13 protein-coding genes and 1 pseudogene are annotated in these 16,975 nt (G+C 72.7%); 12 read left to right on the top strand and 2 right to left on the bottom strand.

The features are described 5' to 3' along the window. Position 1: 1 nt before the first annotated feature. The 7 genes and pseudogenes from OG332_RS01490 to OG332_RS01460 all read left to right on the top strand — a co-directional run bounded on the left by OG332_RS01490 (position 2) and on the right by OG332_RS01460 (position 5,066). A complete protein-coding gene (locus OG332_RS01490) occupies positions 2-880 on the top strand; it encodes a branched-chain amino acid ABC transporter permease (RefSeq protein WP_327411706.1) in 879 nt (292 codons plus the stop codon). Next, positions 877-1,869, top strand: coding sequence for a branched-chain amino acid ABC transporter permease (locus tag OG332_RS01485; RefSeq protein ID WP_327411705.1), 993 nt, complete (start codon positions 877-879; stop codon positions 1,867-1,869). The genes OG332_RS01490 and OG332_RS01485 overlap by 4 nt, the downstream gene beginning before the upstream one ends. A gap of 62 nt (positions 1,870-1,931) precedes the next feature. Next, positions 1,932-2,645 (top strand): annotated as a pseudogene (locus tag OG332_RS01480) (ABC transporter ATP-binding protein); the annotation flags it as partial. Next, entirely contained in the window at positions 2,642-3,352 is a 711-nt protein-coding gene (locus tag OG332_RS01475) for an ABC transporter ATP-binding protein (protein ID WP_327411703.1), read from the top strand. The pseudogene OG332_RS01480 and the gene OG332_RS01475, both read left to right, overlap by 4 nt. Positions 3,353-3,369: 17 nt before the next feature. After that, entirely contained in the window at positions 3,370-3,888 is a 519-nt protein-coding gene (locus OG332_RS01470; RefSeq protein WP_327411702.1) for a VOC family protein, read from the top strand. Positions 3,889-4,136: 248 nt separating this feature from the next. Then, positions 4,137-4,562 (top strand): YjbQ family protein, encoded by a 426-nt coding sequence (locus tag OG332_RS01465; RefSeq protein WP_327411701.1) that lies wholly within the window; start codon positions 4,137-4,139, stop codon positions 4,560-4,562. 129 nt (positions 4,563-4,691) lie between these two features. Further along, positions 4,692-5,066, top strand: a complete 375-nt coding sequence (locus OG332_RS01460; protein ID WP_327411700.1) for a hypothetical protein — start codon at positions 4,692-4,694, stop codon at positions 5,064-5,066. Between the two features lie 100 nt (positions 5,067-5,166). Here the strand turns inward: OG332_RS01460 and katG are convergent, their stop codons facing one another. Continuing rightward, positions 5,167-7,410, bottom strand: coding sequence for a catalase/peroxidase HPI (gene katG, locus OG332_RS01455; protein WP_327411699.1), 2,244 nt, complete (start codon positions 7,408-7,410; stop codon positions 5,167-5,169). A 301-nt stretch (positions 7,411-7,711) separates the two neighbouring features. Between katG and OG332_RS01450 the strand changes: the two genes are divergently transcribed. From OG332_RS01450 to OG332_RS01430, 5 genes are all read left to right on the top strand, one after another. Next, the gene (locus OG332_RS01450; RefSeq protein ID WP_327411698.1) at positions 7,712-8,146 is read left to right on the top strand and encodes a Fur family transcriptional regulator; all 435 of its coding nucleotides are present in this window, start codon (positions 7,712-7,714) and stop codon (positions 8,144-8,146) included. Positions 8,147-8,239: 93 nt separating this feature from the next. After that, a complete protein-coding gene (locus OG332_RS01445; protein WP_327411697.1) occupies positions 8,240-8,722 on the top strand; it encodes a DUF6328 family protein in 483 nt (160 codons plus the stop codon). A 193-nt stretch (positions 8,723-8,915) separates the two neighbouring features. Then, positions 8,916-12,833, top strand: a complete 3,918-nt coding sequence (locus OG332_RS01440; protein ID WP_327411696.1) for a Pls/PosA family non-ribosomal peptide synthetase — start codon at positions 8,916-8,918, stop codon at positions 12,831-12,833. Between the two features lie 91 nt (positions 12,834-12,924). Then, positions 12,925-14,340 carry a M1 family metallopeptidase gene (locus OG332_RS01435; RefSeq protein WP_327411695.1) on the top strand — a complete coding sequence of 472 codons (1,416 nt, stop codon included), beginning with the start codon at positions 12,925-12,927 and terminating at the stop codon, positions 14,338-14,340. A 65-nt stretch (positions 14,341-14,405) separates the two neighbouring features. Beyond that, entirely contained in the window at positions 14,406-14,960 is a 555-nt protein-coding gene (locus OG332_RS01430; protein ID WP_327411694.1) for a 2'-5' RNA ligase family protein, read from the top strand. A 16-nt stretch (positions 14,961-14,976) separates the two neighbouring features. On the opposite strand, the gene OG332_RS01425 is transcribed toward OG332_RS01430, so the two are convergent. Beyond that, on the bottom strand, positions 14,977-16,893 hold the full coding sequence (locus tag OG332_RS01425; RefSeq protein WP_327411693.1) for a serine/threonine-protein kinase: 1,917 nt from the start codon (positions 16,891-16,893) through the stop codon (positions 14,977-14,979). Between the last annotated feature and the right edge of the window lie 82 nt (positions 16,894-16,975).

The following is a 16,975-nucleotide window of genomic DNA, read 5'->3' as shown; positions in this document are numbered from 1 at the left end:
CATGGGCGGATGGCTGGACGGCAACGTCGTCAGCGTCGTCGACGGAGTCGCCTTCGGACTGCTGCTGTTCACGATCGCGGTGGGCTTCTCCCTGGTCTTCGGCATGATGGACGTCCTCAACCTGGCACACGGCACGCTCTACCTCGCCGGCGCCTACACCGCCTACGCGCTCTCCGACGGGACCCTGCCGGGCCTCCTCCTCGCCCTGGCGGCCGGGGCCCTGGTGGGCGCCCTCGGGGGAGCGGCGCTGACGGCGCTCACCCAGCCGCTGGCCCGGCGCGGGCACCTGGACCAGGCCGTGCTCACGCTCGGCATCACCTTCATCGTCGCCGACCTCCTCGCCGCCGCCTTCGGCGGCGAGGTGCTCCCCACCGACCCGCCCACCTCGCTGCGCGGGACGGTGGACCTCCTCGGCCACACGTATCCGGTGTACCGGCTGGTGTTCATCGCCGTCGCCGCCGGCCTCGCCACCGTCGTGTACCTCGTCTTCGAACGCAGCTCGCTCGGAGCCCTGGTACGGGCCACCGTCGCGGACCGTGACATGGTCCGCGCCCAGGGGGTCGACATCCGCAAGGTGCTCTACGGAGTCTTCGCGTCCGGCGCGGCCCTGGCAGCGGTCGGCGGGGTCCTCGGCGCGCCGATCCTGGGTCCGGGGCCGGGCGTCGACGAGAGCGTGCTCGTCCTCTCGCTCGTCGTCGTGGTCGTCGGCGGTCTCGGCTCCGTGCGCGGCGCACTCGCAGGCGCCCTGCTCATCGGCCAGGTCCAGACGCTCGGTGTGGCCCTGCTCCCGCAGTACGCGCCCTTCCTCCTCTTCGGCACCATGCTGCTCGTGCTCGTGGTCCGCCCGCACGGCCTCGTCGCGTCGGCGGTGCGCACATGAGCCACTCCGCACCGTCCCGTTCGACGAGGCCGGGCTCCGCGACCCGGCGGCTGCTGGTCACCGCCGTGGTCACCGGACTCGCCCTGGCCCCCTTCCTCCTCGGCTCGTACGCCATCGGCACCCTCTCCAGGGTCCTCGTCTTCGCCCTGCTCGCCCTGAGCGTGAACCTGCTCACCGGCCTGACCGGACTGCCGACCCTCGGCCAGTCCGCGTACTTCGGCGTCGGCGCCTACACGGCGGCGATCGTCGCGACCCGGCTCACCGACATCGGCACACTCCAACTCCTCATCGCGGCCGGCGTGTCGGCGCTGGTGGCCGTGCCGACCGGGTGGCTCGCCGTCCGGGCCCGCGGCGTGGTGTTCCTGATGCTGACGCTGGCCATCGGCGAGATCGCGTACAGCGCCGCGGTCAACTGGAAGACAGTGACCAACGGCAGCGACGGCATGTCCGGCATCCCACCCGTCGTACCGCTGCCCGGCATGCCCGCGCTGGAGCTCGACGGGCTGGTCTACTTCTACGTACTGGCCGTGTTCCTCCTGCTCTTCGCGGCCGTCAGCCGCCTCGGCACCACCCCCTTCGCCCTCGCCCTGCGCGGAATCCGCGACAACGAGGCCCGCATGAAGGCCATCGGCTACCCCACTCGCCGGTACGCCCTGACCGTCTACTGCGGCGCCGCGGCGCTGGCCGGCGCCGCCGGGTCGCTGTGGGTCTCCGTACAGCGGTTCGTCTCGCCCGGCGACGCCGGATTCGAGATCGCCGCCCTGGCGCTGCTGGCCGTCGTCATCGGCGGCCCGGGCTCGATGTGGGGGGCCTGCGCCGCGGCCGCGCTGATCTGGACCACCCGCGACCACCTCGGGAACCTCGAGGCCGTCGCCGGACGAGGGCCGCTGCTGCTCGGGCTGCTCTTCGTCATCGCCGTCTACACACTGCCCCGCGGACTGGCCGGCGTACGGCTCCCGTCGAGGCCGACCCGGAAGAGGACGGCGTGACCGATCCCGCACCCGATCTACTGGAACTGCGCGGAATCTCGAAGCACTTCGGGTCCTTCCGAGCCGTCGACGACGTCAGCTTCACCGTGCGCCCCGGCGCGCGCCACGCGGTCATCGGCCCGAACGGCGCCGGCAAGTCCACGCTGTTCGGCCTCGTCTCCGGAACCCTGCCCGCCTCCGCCGGATCCCTGCTCCTCGACGGGCGGGACGTGACCCGGTTGCCCGTGCACCGACGGGTCGGGCTCGGCATCGCCGCGACCTTCCAGCACTCCAGCCTCTTCCTGCGGGAGACCGTGCTGGAGAACGTCCTGCTCGCGGCGCTGCACCGGGCCGGAGCCGGTACCGGAACGGGGTTCGGCGGCCGGCGCAGGGCCGGTGCCCGGGCCGCCGCGACCGCGCAGGCGCGCACGCTGCTGGAGCGCGTCGGCCTGCCCACCCGGCACGACCTGCAGGCGGCGGAGCTCTCGCACGGTGAACGGCGACAGCTGGAGGTCGCCGTGGCGCTCGCCACCGAACCGAGGCTGCTGCTCCTGGACGAACCCGCCGCCGGCATGTCCCCGGCCGAGACGGAGCGGCTGACGAAGCTGATCGCCGCTCTGCCCGGCGAGGTGACCGTACTCCTCATCGAACACGACCTCGACATGGTCTTCGAACTCGCCGACACCGTGACCGTCATGCACCTCGGCAACCACCTCACCACCGGCTCCCCGGACGAAGTACGGGCTTCCGCCGAGGTCCAGAGCGCCTACCTGGGCACCACGGAGGTCTCCTCGTGAAACCGTTCTTCAGCGTGCGCGGCCTGCGCTCCGGCTACGCCGGAGGCGTCGTGCTGGGCGGCGTCGACCTCGATCTCGAAGCGGGTGGGACCCTCGTCGTCCTCGGGCGCAACGGGGTGGGGAAGACCACCCTCATCTCGACGGTCATCGGATTCGTCCGGCCTTACGAGGGCAGCGTCGAGCTCGAGGGCCGGGAGATCGGCGGAGCCCGCGTCGACGTGATCGCCAGGGCCGGGGTGGGCGTCGTCCCGCAGGGGCGCCGGGTGTTCGCACCGCTGACCGTGGCGGAGCACCTCGCGATCGCCGCGCCGCGGCGCCGAGCGCGCGGGCCGTGGACCCAGGCGCGCATCCTCGACCTGCTGCCGCGCCTGGGGGAGCGGCTGGGGCATCGCGGCGACCAGCTCTCGGGAGGAGAACAGCAGATGCTCGCGATCGCCCGGGCCCTGCTGGGCAATCCGCGGCTGCTGCTGCTCGACGAACCGTCCGACGGCCTCGCCCCGGCGATCGTCGCGCAGGTGGGCGAGGTGATCCGCGAGGTGAGCGCGCAGGGCATGACGGTCGTGCTCGTCGAGCAGAACCTGGGGCTGGCCCTGTCCGCCGCCCAGCAGGTGGCCGTCATGCAGAAGGGCCGCATCGTGCACCGGGCGGACGCGGCCGAATTCGCCTCCCGCCCCGGCGACCGGCGGCGTCTGCTGGGCGTCGACTGACACCGGAAGGACTCACGATGGCTCCCTCTCCCGACCGCGAACCACCGTTCACCGCCCTCGGCCGCACGGTGGTGCTCGTCGCGGACGCCGAAGCCGCCCCGGCCTTCTACCGGGACGTCCTGGGCTTCGCAGTGCTGCACGACCGGGCGGCCGACGGCTACCGCCACCTGCACATCGGCCTGCCCGGCCCCACGGGGCAGCCGACGGTCGGCCTCTGGCTGATGCCCGCGGCCACTGCCCGGGAGCGCGACCTGATCGGCCGTCAGTGCGGTGGTCAGCCGATGCTCGTCCTGGGGGTGCCCTGGCCGCTCTCGCGCAGGGCCCGGGCGAGGTGCCGGGCGGTGTCGCGGGTACGGCGCGGTACGCGGCGGCCGCCCTCGACGAGCCGGGCGGCCCGGCCCGTCGTCCGCAGTGCCCGCACGGACCCGACGGCGGGCACGGCGTCCATCAGCATCGCCATGGCCGTGTCGGTCTCGCGCCAGTCGCCCGCCCGGGCCAGGACCCGGGCGAGCTCCGCGGCGAACAGCACACGGTAGGCCGGGCCGTCACCGCCGGCGTGCGCGGCGCCGTGGAGGAGGGCGGCCGCCGTGTCCAGGTCCCCCAGCGGCCCGCGCCAGCCCCTCCGGCCTGGCCCAGCGCGATCGTCAGGCCCAGACCGTGCCCCCGCCGGAGCGTGTGCGGGGACGGGTCGCGTCCCTTGTGATCATCGTAGGCGGCCCGGCCGGTCGGCCGACATCGGCCGTGGCTGCACGGCTGCGGAGAGGCACGGCATGAGGATGGGTCCATGCCCGACACCTTCGCCTCGCGCACCATCGACGTGATGACCGGGGACCGGGAGACGGTCCACGACCTGACCGGTGCCTGTGCCGCCTTCCTCGGGGAGGTGGCACGCGGCCGGTCCGGACTGCTGAACCTCTTCACGCCCCACGCGACCGCCGGCCTCGCCGTCATCGAGACGGGAGCGGGCAGCGACGACGACCTCCTGACCGCTCTGCGGTCCCTCCTGCCCGCCGACGACCGCTGGCGGCACCGGCACGGATCCCCCGGCCACGGGCGGGACCACGTACTGCCCGCGATCGTCCCGCCCCACGCGACGCTGCCCGTGATCGACGGAACGCTCGCGCTGGGCACCTGGCAGTCCGTCACCCTGGTGGACACCAACCGGGACAACCCCCGGCGCCAGGTCCGCCTGTCCTTCCTCGGCTGCTGAAGGGGCGTCAGAGGGGGCGCAGGGGTGATGACGTCACCATCATGACAGGTCAGGCGGCGTTTTCGTAGGACCAAGGGCACAGGCGGATTGTCTTGTTCGGACCCGTGTGCGGCTTTGAGAATCACCGTCATGACTTCCTCAGCGCACCCCAGTCACGACGCAGTTCTCCGAGCCCGAGTGGCCCTCCTCGGATCGCAGGCGCTGCCGGTCCGGCAGGAGGTCGCCGCCTACCGCGTGCTCGCCCAGGTGAGTCCGCTGGCGTACCTGCCCCTGCTGACCGTCGCGCTGTACGAATACAGCCGCCAGGAGTTCGCCGGTCTGCCCGGGACGGCCCTGGCCCTGCGTGCGGAGGCCGTTGCCGCCGCGCGCCGCATGTACTCCATGGAGCCCGATCGGGCGGACCTGCTCGCCGCGGCCTTGATCCGCTACAAGGAACAGCTGACGGTGATGGGCCGTCAGGCGGAACTCGACGCCGTGGAGCGGGAGATGGCCCGGCTCTTGTGACCGCGGCCGGCCGCGTCCGCGCGGCCTCGTGGACCGCCGTGCGGCGCGGGGTGAGGGCGTCCGGGCCGGCCGGAGTGGGCCGGCCGGCCCGGACGTAGGGTCACACGAGGTCGAACCGGTCCAGGTTCATCACCTTGTCCCACGCGGCGACGAAGTCCTTCACGAACTTCCCCTTCGCGTCGTCGCTCGCGTAGACCTCCGCGAGCGCCCGCAGCTCCGAGTTCGACCCGAAGACGAGGTCGGCACGGGTGCCGGTCCACTTGACGGCGCCCGTGGCGGCGTCACGGCCCTCGAAGGTGCTCTCGTCCCCGGCCGTCGCCTTCCACGTCGTACCCAGGTCGAGCAGGTTGACGAAGAAGTCGTTCGTCAGGGACCCGGGGGAGGTGGTGAAGACGCCGTGCGGGGACTGCTGGTGGTTGGCGCCCAGCACGCGCAGGCCGCCGACCAGGACGGTCAGCTCGGGGGCGCTCAGGTTCAGCAGGTTCGCCCGGTCGAGCAGCAGGTACTCGGCCGGCAGTCGGTTGCCCTTCCCGAGGTAGTTGCGGAACCCGTCGGCGGTCGGCTCCAGCGCGGCGAACGACTCCACGTCCGTCTGCTCCTGCGCCGCATCCGCACGGCCCGGCGTGAAGGGCACCGCGACGTCGAAGCCGGCGTCCTTGGCGGCCTGTTCGACGGCGGCCGCACCGGCGAGCACGATCAGGTCGGCGAGCGAGATCCGCTTGCCGCCGGACCGGGCGGCGTTGAAGGACTCCTGGATCCCCGTCAGCGTGCGCAGGACCGTCGCGAGCTGGTCGGGCTCGTTGACCTCCCACCCGCTCTGGGGCTGGAGCCGGATGCGCGCGCCGTTGGCGCCGCCGCGCTTGTCGCTGCCGCGGAACGACGAGGCCGAGGCCCACGCCGTGGACACGAGCTGGGACACCGTCAGGTCCGAGGCGAGGACCTGCTCCTTGAGGGAGGCTATGTCGTCGGCGTCGACGAGCTCGTGCGTCACCGGCGGGAGCGGGTCCTGCCACAGCAGCGTCTCGGCGGGGACCTCCGGGCCGAGGTAGCGCACGACCGGGCCCATGTCGCGGTGGGTCAGCTTGAACCACGCGCGGGCGAAGGCGTCCGCGAACTCGGCGGGGTTCTCCAGGAAGCGCCGGGAGATCTGCTCGTAGGCCGGGTCGATCCGCAGCGAGAGGTCGGTCGTCAGCATCGTCGGAGCGTGGCTCTTGGACGCGTCGTGGGCATCGGGCACGGTCCCTGTGCCGGCCCCCTCCTCGGGGCGCCACTGGTGGGCGCCGGCGGGGCTCTTGAACAGCTCCCACTCATAGCCGAAGAGGATCTCGAAGAAGCTGTTGTCCCACGTGATCGGGGTGTTCGTCCAGATGCCCTCGAGACCGCTGGTGATCGCGTCGGCGCCCTTGCCGGTACCGAAGGAGTTCGCCCAGCCGAGGCCCTGCTGCTCGATCGAGGCGGCCTCGGGGTCGGCGCCGACGCTGTCCGCCGGGCCCGCGCCGTGGGTCTTGCCGAAGGTGTGGCCACCCGCGATCAGGGCGACCGTCTCCTCGTCGTTCATCGCCATCCGGCGGAACGTCTCCCGGATGTCGCGCGCGGCGGCCAGCGGGTCCGGAGTGCCGTTCGGCCCCTCCGGGTTGACGTAGATGAGGCCCATCTGGACCGCGCCGAGCGGGTTCTCCAGCTCGCGGTCGCCGGTGTAGCGCTCGTCGTCGAGCCAGGTGGTCTCGGGACCCCAGTAGACGTCCTCGTCGGGCTCCCAGACGTCCGCGCGGCCGCCGCCGAAGCCGAAGGTCTCGAAGCCCATCTGCTCCAGGGCGACGTTGCCGGTCAGGATCATCAGGTCGGCCCACGACAGGCTCTGGCCGTACTTCTTCTTGACCGGCCACAGGAGCCGGCGGGCCTTGTCGAGGTTCCCGTTGTCCGGCCAGCTGTTGAGCGGCGCGAAGCGCTGCTGGCCGGCGCCGGCGCCACCGCGGCCGTCGCTGATCCGGTAGGTGCCGGCGCTGTGCCAGGCCATCCGGATCATGAAGGGGCCGTAGTGGCCGAAGTCGGCGGGCCACCAGTCCTGGGAGGTGGTCAGCACCTCCGCGATGTCCCGTTTCACGGCCGGGAGATCGAGGGTCTTGAAGGCCTCGGCGTAGTCGAACTCCTCGCCCAGCGGATTGGCCACGGCGGGGTTCTTGGCGAGGATCTTGAGGTTGAGCCGTTCCGGCCACCACTGACGGTTTCCGCCGCCCTGGGTCGGATGCGGGGCACGCTCGTGTGCGACCGGGCAGCCGCCACCACCCGCCGACTTGGCGTCTACGACGATTGCATCGTGGTTCTCGGCATGGTTCTCAGACATGGGAATCCTTCCGTACCAGGCGGATCACGGTGTTCAGGAACTGAATGCGAGGGAACTGTCGGGGCAAGGGCCCCCGTGCACGGCCTCGGCCGCGTCGGTCGGTTCGACGCCGAGCCGGTCACCGTCCCGGACGGTGTCACCTGCCGCTCTGGAGTCTTCCTGTCTCTTGGCTATCTACGAAACCGATCCTACGATGGACGGAATCCAAGTCAAGAAGCACACCAAGCCCATATCCGATCGGACCCCGGACGTCCGCCGATGAACTCCGGGTACCCGTCGAACCTGAAACAGGTGAGCCGATATGAGTGACCTGCTGCAGCGGCTGCGAGGGCGTGGCTGGCGGATGACGTCCCAGCGGCGAGTGGTCGCGGAGGTCCTCGACGGCGACCACGTGCACTTCACGGCCGACGAGGTGCACGCCCGCGCGGCCGAGCGGCTGCCCGAGATCTCCCGGGCCACCGTCTACAACGCCCTCGGCGAGCTGGTGGCCCTCGGTGAGGTCATGGAGGTCACCACCGACGGCCGGGCCAAGCGCTACGACCCCAACGCCCACCACCCGCACCAGCATCTGGTGTGCTCCGGCTGCGGCCTGATCCGCGACGTCCACCCGACCGGAAGCCCGCTGGCCGGCCTCCCGGCCGAGGAACGCTTCGGCTTCACGGTGTCCGGGGTCGAGGTCACCTACCGAGGACTGTGCCCGGCCTGCGCCGCGCGTGCGGGAGGGACCGGGGAGTGAGCGGGCGCGGAGGGGGTAGGCGCCGCACACCGGGTTCCGGCCGAGGGGCCATCGACCCGTAGGCCGCATCGACCCGTGAGCCATGGAGGCGCCATGCCGGAAGCCCCCGACGGAAGAAGCGAGAGCGAGGAAGAACGCGCGGACCGGCAGTGGCAGGAGCTGATCCAGGAGATCCGCGTCGCCCAGACGGGCGTGCAGATCCTCTTCGGCTTCCTGTTGACGGTCGTCTTCACCCCCCTCTTCCACGCACTTCCGCAGACCGACAAGACCATCTACATCGTCACCGTCGTGCTCGGCTCCCTGGCGACCGGCGCGCTCATCGGGCCCGTCGCCTTCCACCGCATCGTCTCGGGCCGGCGCATCAAGCGCGAGGCGGTGGCCTGGGCCTCGCGCCTCACCTTCACCGGGCTCGTCCTGCTGCTGGCCACCTGCACCTCCGCCCTGTTCCTGGTCCTGCGGGTGGCCACCCACGACGCCCTCGTGCCCTGGCTCGTGGCCGGAGTGCTGGCCTGGTACCTCCTGTGCTGGTTCGTCCTCCCGCTGTGGGCGCGGATCCGGTACACCGCCGAGCACTGAACGGCCCGTTCACGACCCGTTCACCCCGGTGCGGCGCCATCGTTCCTTCCCGGCCACACGTCAGGCTTCAACAAGAAAATCCTTGATGCCGCACTAGACTGGTGGGTTGTTTGGCGCTGGAACGGAACAACCCGGGCAGACCTGGGCTCCGCCGGCGACCCGGACGGCTTCCGGGAACGAGACGCGAGGGCCGATGGCTGCAACACCTGAGCACGGTGAACTCACTCTGCTCGACGGCGGGGACGCGTACGGGGCCGAGTGCGAGGAGTCCGGCAAATCCGCCCGCTTCTCCGCCGGGCCCGCCTCCCCGACGCGCACCCTCGTCGACGTCTTCGAAGCCTCCGTACGGGCGTACCCCGACGAGCTCGCCCTGGACGACGGCACCACCCGGTTGACCTACCGGGCGCTGGCCGCCGAGGTCGAGCGCCGCCGGCGGGCCCTCGCGGCCGCCGGGGTGGGCCTCGGCGACCGGGTCGGGGTACGCGTGCCCTCCGGCACCAACGAGCTGTACGCGGGCATCCTGGCCGTGCTCGCCGCGGGCGCCGCCTACGTGCCGGTCGACGCCGAGGACCCGGACGAGCGCGCCGAGCTGGTCTTCGGCGAGGCCGGGGTACGGGCGGTGCTGGGCGCCGGAGCGCGCATCGACGTCACCGACCCCGCCGGCGCCGGAGCGGCCGCCGCCCGGCCCGGCCCCGAGCACGACGCGTGGATCATCTTCACCTCCGGCTCCACCGGCAAGCCCAAGGGCGTCGCCGTCAGCCACCGCAGCGCCGCCGCCTTCGTGGACGCCGAGGCCTCGCTGTTCCTCACCGAGGAGCCGATCGGCCCCGGCGACCGCGTCATGGCCGGACTGTCCGTCGCCTTCGACGCCTCCTGCGAGGAGATGTGGCTCGCCTGGCGCTACGGCGCCTGCCTCGTGCCCGTCCCGCGCTCCCAGGTCCGCAGCGGCGCCGACCTGGGCCCCTGGCTGGCGGAACAGGAGATCACCGTGGTCTCCACCGTGCCGACCCTGGCCGCGCTCTGGGAGCCCGAGACCCTCAACGAGGTCCGGCTGCTGATCTTCGGCGGCGAGGCCTGCCCGCCCGAGCTCACCCAGCGCCTGGTCACCGAGGGCCGCGAGGTCTGGAACACCTACGGCCCCACCGAGGCCACCGTCGTCGCCTGCGCCGCGCTCCTCACCGGCGGGGAACCGATCCGGATCGGCCTGCCGCTGGCCGGCTGGGAACTGGCCGTCGTCGACGAATCCGGCGAGCCCGTGCCGATGGGCGGCAGCGGCCAGCTCGTCATCGGCGGCGTCGGCCTCGCCCGCTACCTCGACCCTACGATGGACGCCGAGAAGTACGCCCCCCTGGAATCCCTCGGCTGGCAGCGCGCCTACCGCAGCGGCGACCTCGTCCGCGCCGAACCCGAAGGCCTGGTCTTCCTCGGCCGCGCCGACGAGCAGATCAAGCTCGGCGGCCGCCGGATCGAGCTGGGCGAGGTGGACGCCGCGCTGCAGGCCCTGCCCGGCGTCGCCGGCGCGGCCGCGGCCGTACGCACCGCCCGCAGCGGAAACCAGCTGCTCGTCGGCTACCTCGTCACCCAGGAGGGCTGGGACCACGCGGCCGCGGTCGAGCGACTGCGCGCCGAGCTGCCCGCAGCCCTCGTCCCCTTGCTCGCGCCGGTCGAGGAGCTGCCGACCCGTACCTCCGGCAAGGTGGACCGCAACGCGCTGCCCTGGCCCCTGCCCGAACCGGAGACCACCGGTCCCGCCGAGCAGCTCTACGGCACCGAGGCCTGGCTCGCCGAGCAGTGGAGCGAGACCCTGGGCGTGGCCGTCACCGGCGCCGCCGACGACTTCTTCGCGATCGGCGGCAGCAGCCTCGCCGCCGCCCAGCTCACCACCCGGCTGCGCACCCGCTACCCGAGCGCGGCCGTACTCGACATCTACCAGCAGCCCACCCTGCGCAAGCTGGCCCGACGGCTGGAGAAGTCCGTCCAGGACGACGGCGCGGCCCGGACCGTCGCCCCCGTTCCGCTCCGCTCCAAGGTGGCGCAGTCGCTCCTGTTGCTCCCGCTCTTCACCCTGGTCGGCCTGCGCTGGACGGTGGCGCTGCTCGCCCTGGGCAACGTCCTGCACCGGTTCGGGCCCTACCCGTGGGCGCCGACCGCGTCCTGGTGGCTCGTTGCCGCCGGAGCCGCGCTGCTCTTCAGCCCGCCCGGGCGCCTCGCGATCGCGGCCGGCGGCGCCCGGCTGCTGCTGCGCGGGGTGAAGGCGGGCCGCTACCCGCGCGGCGGAAGGGTGCACCTGAGACTGTGGACGGCCGAGCGGCTGGCCGAGTACGTCGGCGCGACCTCACTCACCGGCTCTTGGCTGGAACGCTACGGGCGGGCCCTCGGCGCCAAGATCGGCCCCGAGGTGGATCTGCACTCCCTGCCCCCGGTCACGGGCATGCTCAAACTCGGCCGCGGCTGCGCCGTGGAGTCCGAGGTGGACCTCTCCGGGCACTGGCTGGACGGGGACCGCCTGGAGATCGGCACGGTCAAGGTGGGCGCCGGCGCGGTGGTCGGCACCCGCAGCATCCTCTTCCCTGGCGCCCGCGTCGGCAAGCGGGCCGAGGTGGCCCCCGGCTCGGCCGTGGTCGGCCAGATCCCCACCGGCCAGCGCTGGGCCGGAGCGCCCGCCGGCAAGCTCGGCAAGGCCAAGCGCAACTGGCCCAAGGAACGTCCGCCGCGCTCGGTCCGCTGGCGGGCCATGTACGGCGCGACCGGCTTCTGCCTCACCGCCCTGCCCGTGCTGGCCACCGTGCCCGCCCTGCTCGTCGTGAGCCGGTTCGTGCCCGCCGACGCCGGCCTCTCCCAGGCCCTGCGCGGAGCGCTCATCGCCGTCGTCCCGGGGGCGCTCGCCTTCGGGTTCGCCTACGCGCTGCTGCTGCTGGTCTCCGTACGGCTGCTCAGCCTCGGACTGCGCACGGGCAACCATCCGACGCACAGCAGGGTCGGCTGGCAGGCCTGGACGGTCACCCAGCTGATGGACCTGTCCCGGGAGACGCTCTTCCCGCTCTACGCGGGGCTGATCACGCCCGTGTGGCTGCGGCTGCTCGGCATGAAGATCGGCCGGGGCGCGGAGGTGTCCACCGTCCTCGCGCTGCCGAGCCTCACGACCGTGGGCGAAGGCGCGTTCCTCGCCGACGACACCCTGACCGCCCCCTACGAACTGGGCGGCGGCTGGGTGCGGATCGGACACTCCGAGATCGGCCGCCGGGCCTTCCTCGGCAACTCCGGAATGACCGCCCCGGGCCGTACCGTGCCGGACGACGGGCTGGTCGGCGTCCTGTCCGCGACCCCGAAGAAGGCCAAGAAGGGCAGCTCGTACCTGGGCCTGCCGCCCGTCCGGCTGCCGCGGTCCACCGCCGACGCCGACCAGAGCCGGACGTACGATCCGCCCGCGCACCTGCTGTGGGCGCGCGGCCTGGTGGAGCTGTGCCGGCTCGTCCCCGTCTTCTGCTCGGCCGCGCTGGCCGTCCTGACCGTGGCGGCGCTCTGCGCGCTGACCACGGCGACCGGGCTGGGGACCGGGGGAGCCGCCCTGCTGTCCGGTGCGGTCCTGCTGGCCGCCGGTCTGGCCGCCTGCGCGGTGGCGGTGGCCGCGAAGTGGCTGCTGGTGGGCCGGCACCGGACGGGCGAGCACCCGCTGTGGAGCGCCTTCGTATGGCGCAACGAGCTGGCCGACACCTTCGTCGAGGTCCTGGCCGTGCCGTGGCTGGCCGGATCCGTGCCCGGCACCCCGCTGCTGGCCCTGTGGCTGCGCGCGCTGGGGGCCCGGATCGGCCGCGGCGTGTGGTGCGAGAGCTACTGGCTGCCCGAAACGGACCTGGTGGAGCTGGGCGACGCGGTCAGCGTGAACCGCGGCTGTGTGTTGCAGACACACCTCTTCCACGACCGGATCTTGAGGACGGATACTGTGGTCCTCCGCGAGGGCGCCACCCTGGGCCCGGGCGGAATCGTCCTGCCCGGCAGCACGGTCGGGGCCCGCAGCACACTGGGTCCCGCCTCTCTCGTGATGGCCGGGGAATCCGTTCCCGCCGACACCCGCTGGCTGGGCAATCCGATCGAGGCGTGGCGGTCCTGAAAGGACTGCCCCTGCGGTGGTCGGGAGCGGCAGTGGCGGCAGCAGGGCACCAGCACGTCGTACGAGCACAGCGCAGGGAGCGGAAGCGGCAGTGAGCGGCCAGAAGACAGAGGTATCGGACCCGTACTTTCCGGCCAACGGCGACTCCCGTTACCGAGTGCACCGGTACGAACTCGCTCTGGAATACCGTCCCGGCCCCAACCGGCTGGCCGGGACGGCCCGGCTCAGCGCCATTGCCGGGCGGGCACCGCTCGCGGAGTTCCACCTCAACCTGGCCGAGTTCAAAATAGGGCGCGTCCTGGTCAACGGCCGGGCGCCGCACTACACCCACCGCGGCGGCAAGCTCCGCATCCGGCCGGCCAAGCCGCTGCCCGCCGGCGCCGCCTTCACCGTGGAGGTGCACTGGGCGGGCAACCCCAAGCCGGTGCGCAGCCCCTGGGGCGGCCTGGGCTGGGAGGAACTGACCGACGGCGCGCTGGTGGCCAGCCAGCCGGTCGGCGCCCCCTCCTGGTACCCGTGCAACGACCGGCCCGCCGACAAGGCCTCGTACCACATCTCCGTCAACACGCCCTCCGCCTACACGGTCGTGGCCGGCGGCCGGCTGCTCACCCGGACGACCAGAGCCAGCACCACCACCTGGGTGTACGAGCAGTCCGCGCCCACCTCCAGCTACCTCGTCGGCTTGTCCATCGGCATGCACCAGACGGTGCTGCTCGGCGACCCCGGGCTCGGCGGCGTTCCGCAGAGCGCCCACGTGCCCGCGCACCTGTTGCCGCAGTTCTCCCGCGACTTCGCCCGGCAGCCCGCGATGATGCAGCTGTTCGAGGAACTGTTCGGCCCCTTTCCCTTCGGCGAGTACACGGTGGTCGTCGCCGACGAGGAACTGGACGTACCGGTCGAGGCCCAGGGCCTCTCCCTGTTCGGCACCAACCACGTGGACGGCGGGCGCGGTTCGGAACGCCTCATCGCCCACGAGCTCGCGCACCAGTGGTTCGGCAACAGCGTGACCATCGCCGACTGGCGGCACATCTGGCTGAACGAGGGTTTCGCCAAGTACGCCGAATGGCTCTGGTCGGAGCGCTCCGGCGGGCGCACCGCGCACGAGCTGGCGGCCACCGCACACCGGCTGCTGGCCACGCAGCCGCAGGACCTGCGGCTGGCGGACCCGGGCCGCAAGCTGATGTTCGACGACCGCCTGTACCAGCGTGGGGGCCTCGCCGTGCACGCGATCCGCTGCGCCCTCGGTGACGGCGCGTTCTTCCGCATGCTGCGCGACTGGGCCACCGTGCACCGCAACGGGGTGGTGACCACCGCCGGCTTCACGACCCATGCGGCCCGCTACGCCGCCGAACCGCTGGACGACCTGTTCTCGGCCTGGCTGTACGCGCCCGCGCTCCCGCCCCTGCCCTCACCGCCGGCCCTGCCGTCGATACCGGCGAAGCCCGGATACCCCCCGACGAACGGCAGGCCCGACAAGGGCCGCGGCCGGGGCCGCGCCTCTGCCTAGCGCCTGATCGCCCAGTGAAGAAAAGTCCCCTGCCGTACGGGGCGGAGGTGACACCATGCGGTGCCATGGCAGATGACAGCACCAGCGTGTTCGAGGCGGGCCAGACGGGACTCGTCGTCCGGATCCCGGAGGCGGAGCCGGTCGTCCGGGCGTGGCGGGAACGGATCGATCCCTCGGCCCACGACGGGGTTCCCGCACATGTCACCGTGCTCTTCCCGTTCCTTGACGAGAGCCGGGTGGACGCGGTCGTCCACTCGGCCCTCGCGGACCTGATGGGCCGCCACCAGGCGTTCGACCTGCGTTTCGAGAAGTGTGGGCGGTTCCCGGACGTGCTGTACCTCGTCCCCGAGCCGGACACGCGATTGCGGCAGCTCACGCAGGCGATCGCGGACCGCTGGCCCGAGGCTCCGCCGTACGGCGGCCGGTTCGCCGAGGTCGTGCCGCACCTGACCCTTGCCCAAGGTCAGGAAGGCGCCGCCACGCTGGAGGGCATCGCGGCCGATCTCGCCGACGGGCTCCCGTTCACCTCCCACGTCTCGTCGGTGGAACTCATGGTCCACGACGGCACGGAGTGGCGAGAACGGGCTTCGTTCGCACTCGGAGAACGAAGCGGTTCGTGAGGCACGTACCGAGGCTCTAGCTCTGCCTCGTCCAGCGCTGCGAGGCCTCCCCGCCGCACGACTTCGTCACCAGGCCGCTGGCCATGCCCAGGTCGAGGCAGCCTCCGCCGAGGTCGCTCCGGAGGCTGCCGTTCGAGCCCGTACGCCAGATCCGGCCGATGTCCTGGGCGCAGTCGCCCACGAAGACGGCCTGGCCGAGCCCGTTGGAGTACAGGCACTGGCCGCTCTGCTGGTTGACGAGCTTGAAGCTCCCGTCCGACCTGCCCTGCACGGTCCAGCGGGCGGACCCGTCCGAGCACTCGCCGAAGTCCGACGCCCCGAAGACCTGGGTGATGCACTTGCTGTTGTTGCCGTTGCGGTAACGGTAGGTGCCGGATGCGGGGGGCGCCGGAGGTGCCGGGGCGGTGGGGGCGGTGGACGTCCCGCCGCCGGACGGGCGCGTACTGCCGGCGCCGCCCGCGTTCGCGGGGTTTCCGGATCCGGCCGAGCCTCCCGAGCCGCCCGGGCCGGTCTGGGCGCCGCCGCCCGGGCCCGGACCGGGGCCCGGACCGGTGCCCGCGGCGGCCCCGTCCGGGGGGACGCCGCCCGCCCCGCCCTGCGCCTGGTCCGGGGCCGGCGACTGCACGGGTGACGTCGTTGCCGCCGGGCTGCCGCCCGTGGTCGTCGGCGGCGTCGGGTCGGCCGGCGCCGTGACCGAGTTGTGCGGGGTGCTCCCCGCCTCGGCCTGCGGAGAGCCCGTGTGCGGCAGGTACTGGATGGCGAGCGTCGTGCCGCCCGCGACCACCACGACGGGGAAGACGGCCAGCAGGACGCGGGTACGGCGGCGCCGCTCCGGCCGCTCCGACCGCTCGGGCCGCTCCGGACGGGACGCGGCGGGTGCGGGCGCCGGCCCGGGATCCCCCGGTTCCTTCCCGGATCCCCTCTCCGGTGCCGGTGCCGGTGCCGGTGCCGGTTCCGTTCCCGCGTCCGGTTCCGGCTTCTCACCCGTGAGCGGGAGCGTCGGTACGTCGACCTCCTGCACGTTCGCGGCGAAGGCGGCCCGCTCGGCCAGCCGCTCGGAGATGGCCGCCGGCCACAGCGGTTCCGTGAACGGGCCGTGCTGCGAGGCGCGTTCGAGGAGTTCGGCCGCGGTGGGGCGGGAGTCGGGATCCTTGTCGAGGCAGGAAGCGACGAGGTCGGCGAGCTCCGGCTCCACCTCCCGCAACGGCTCCAGGTCGGGCTCCTCGTGGACGATCCGGTACAGCACGCCGTGCCCCGACTCGTCGCCGAAGGGCGGCTGGCCGCAGGCCGCGTACGCGAGGACCGAGCCCAGCGCGAAGACGTCGGTGGCGCCGCTCAACCGCCGTCTGCCCGAGGCCTGTTCGGGAGCCATGTAGGCTGGCGTGCCCACCACCATGCCGGTCCTCGTCAGCTGGCTCTGTTCCGCGGCCCGGGCGACGCCGAAGTCGATGAGGGTGAGACCGTCGAGCGTCAGCATGACGTTGGACGGCTTGAGGTCCCTGTGGACCATGTCCAGCGCGTGCACCGACGCCAGGCCCGCCGCCGCCTCCCGCAGCAGCAGCCACAGCGCGTCCGCGGGCAGCGGGCCGCCGTGCAGCCCGATGGCCTCCCGCAGGGTGAGCCCGGGGATGTACGCGGTGGCGAACCACGGCGGGCTCGCGGTGCGGTCGCTGTCGAGCAGCGGCGCGGTGGCTTCCGCGGGCAGGCGGGCGAGGTTGTCCAGCTCGTGCCCGAAACGCCGCAGGAAGTCCTGGTCCTCGCCGACGACGGAGGACAGCAGCTGCTTGACGGCGACGTACCGGCCGTCCTGGACCCCGAGGAACACCCGCCCCATGCCTCCGGCCCCGAGCCGGCCCGCCAGCGGAATCGCCCCGATCTGGCGCGGATCCCCCGCCTCCAGCGGCTCGGCCCCGCTCCCCGTCAGCTCTAACACGTCTGCCCCGCCCGAAATTAGAATCAGTTTCTAGGAATCTAACCCGATGATCCGGTAACGGCAACGCGCCTGGCCGGGCGCC

The organism is Streptomyces sp. NBC_01233 (genome assembly GCF_035989305.1).
Taxonomy (GTDB): domain Bacteria; phylum Actinomycetota; class Actinomycetes; order Streptomycetales; family Streptomycetaceae; genus Streptomyces.
The sequence above is the reverse complement of the archived record's forward strand: the minus strand, read 5'-3'. Positions and strand labels throughout refer to the sequence as shown.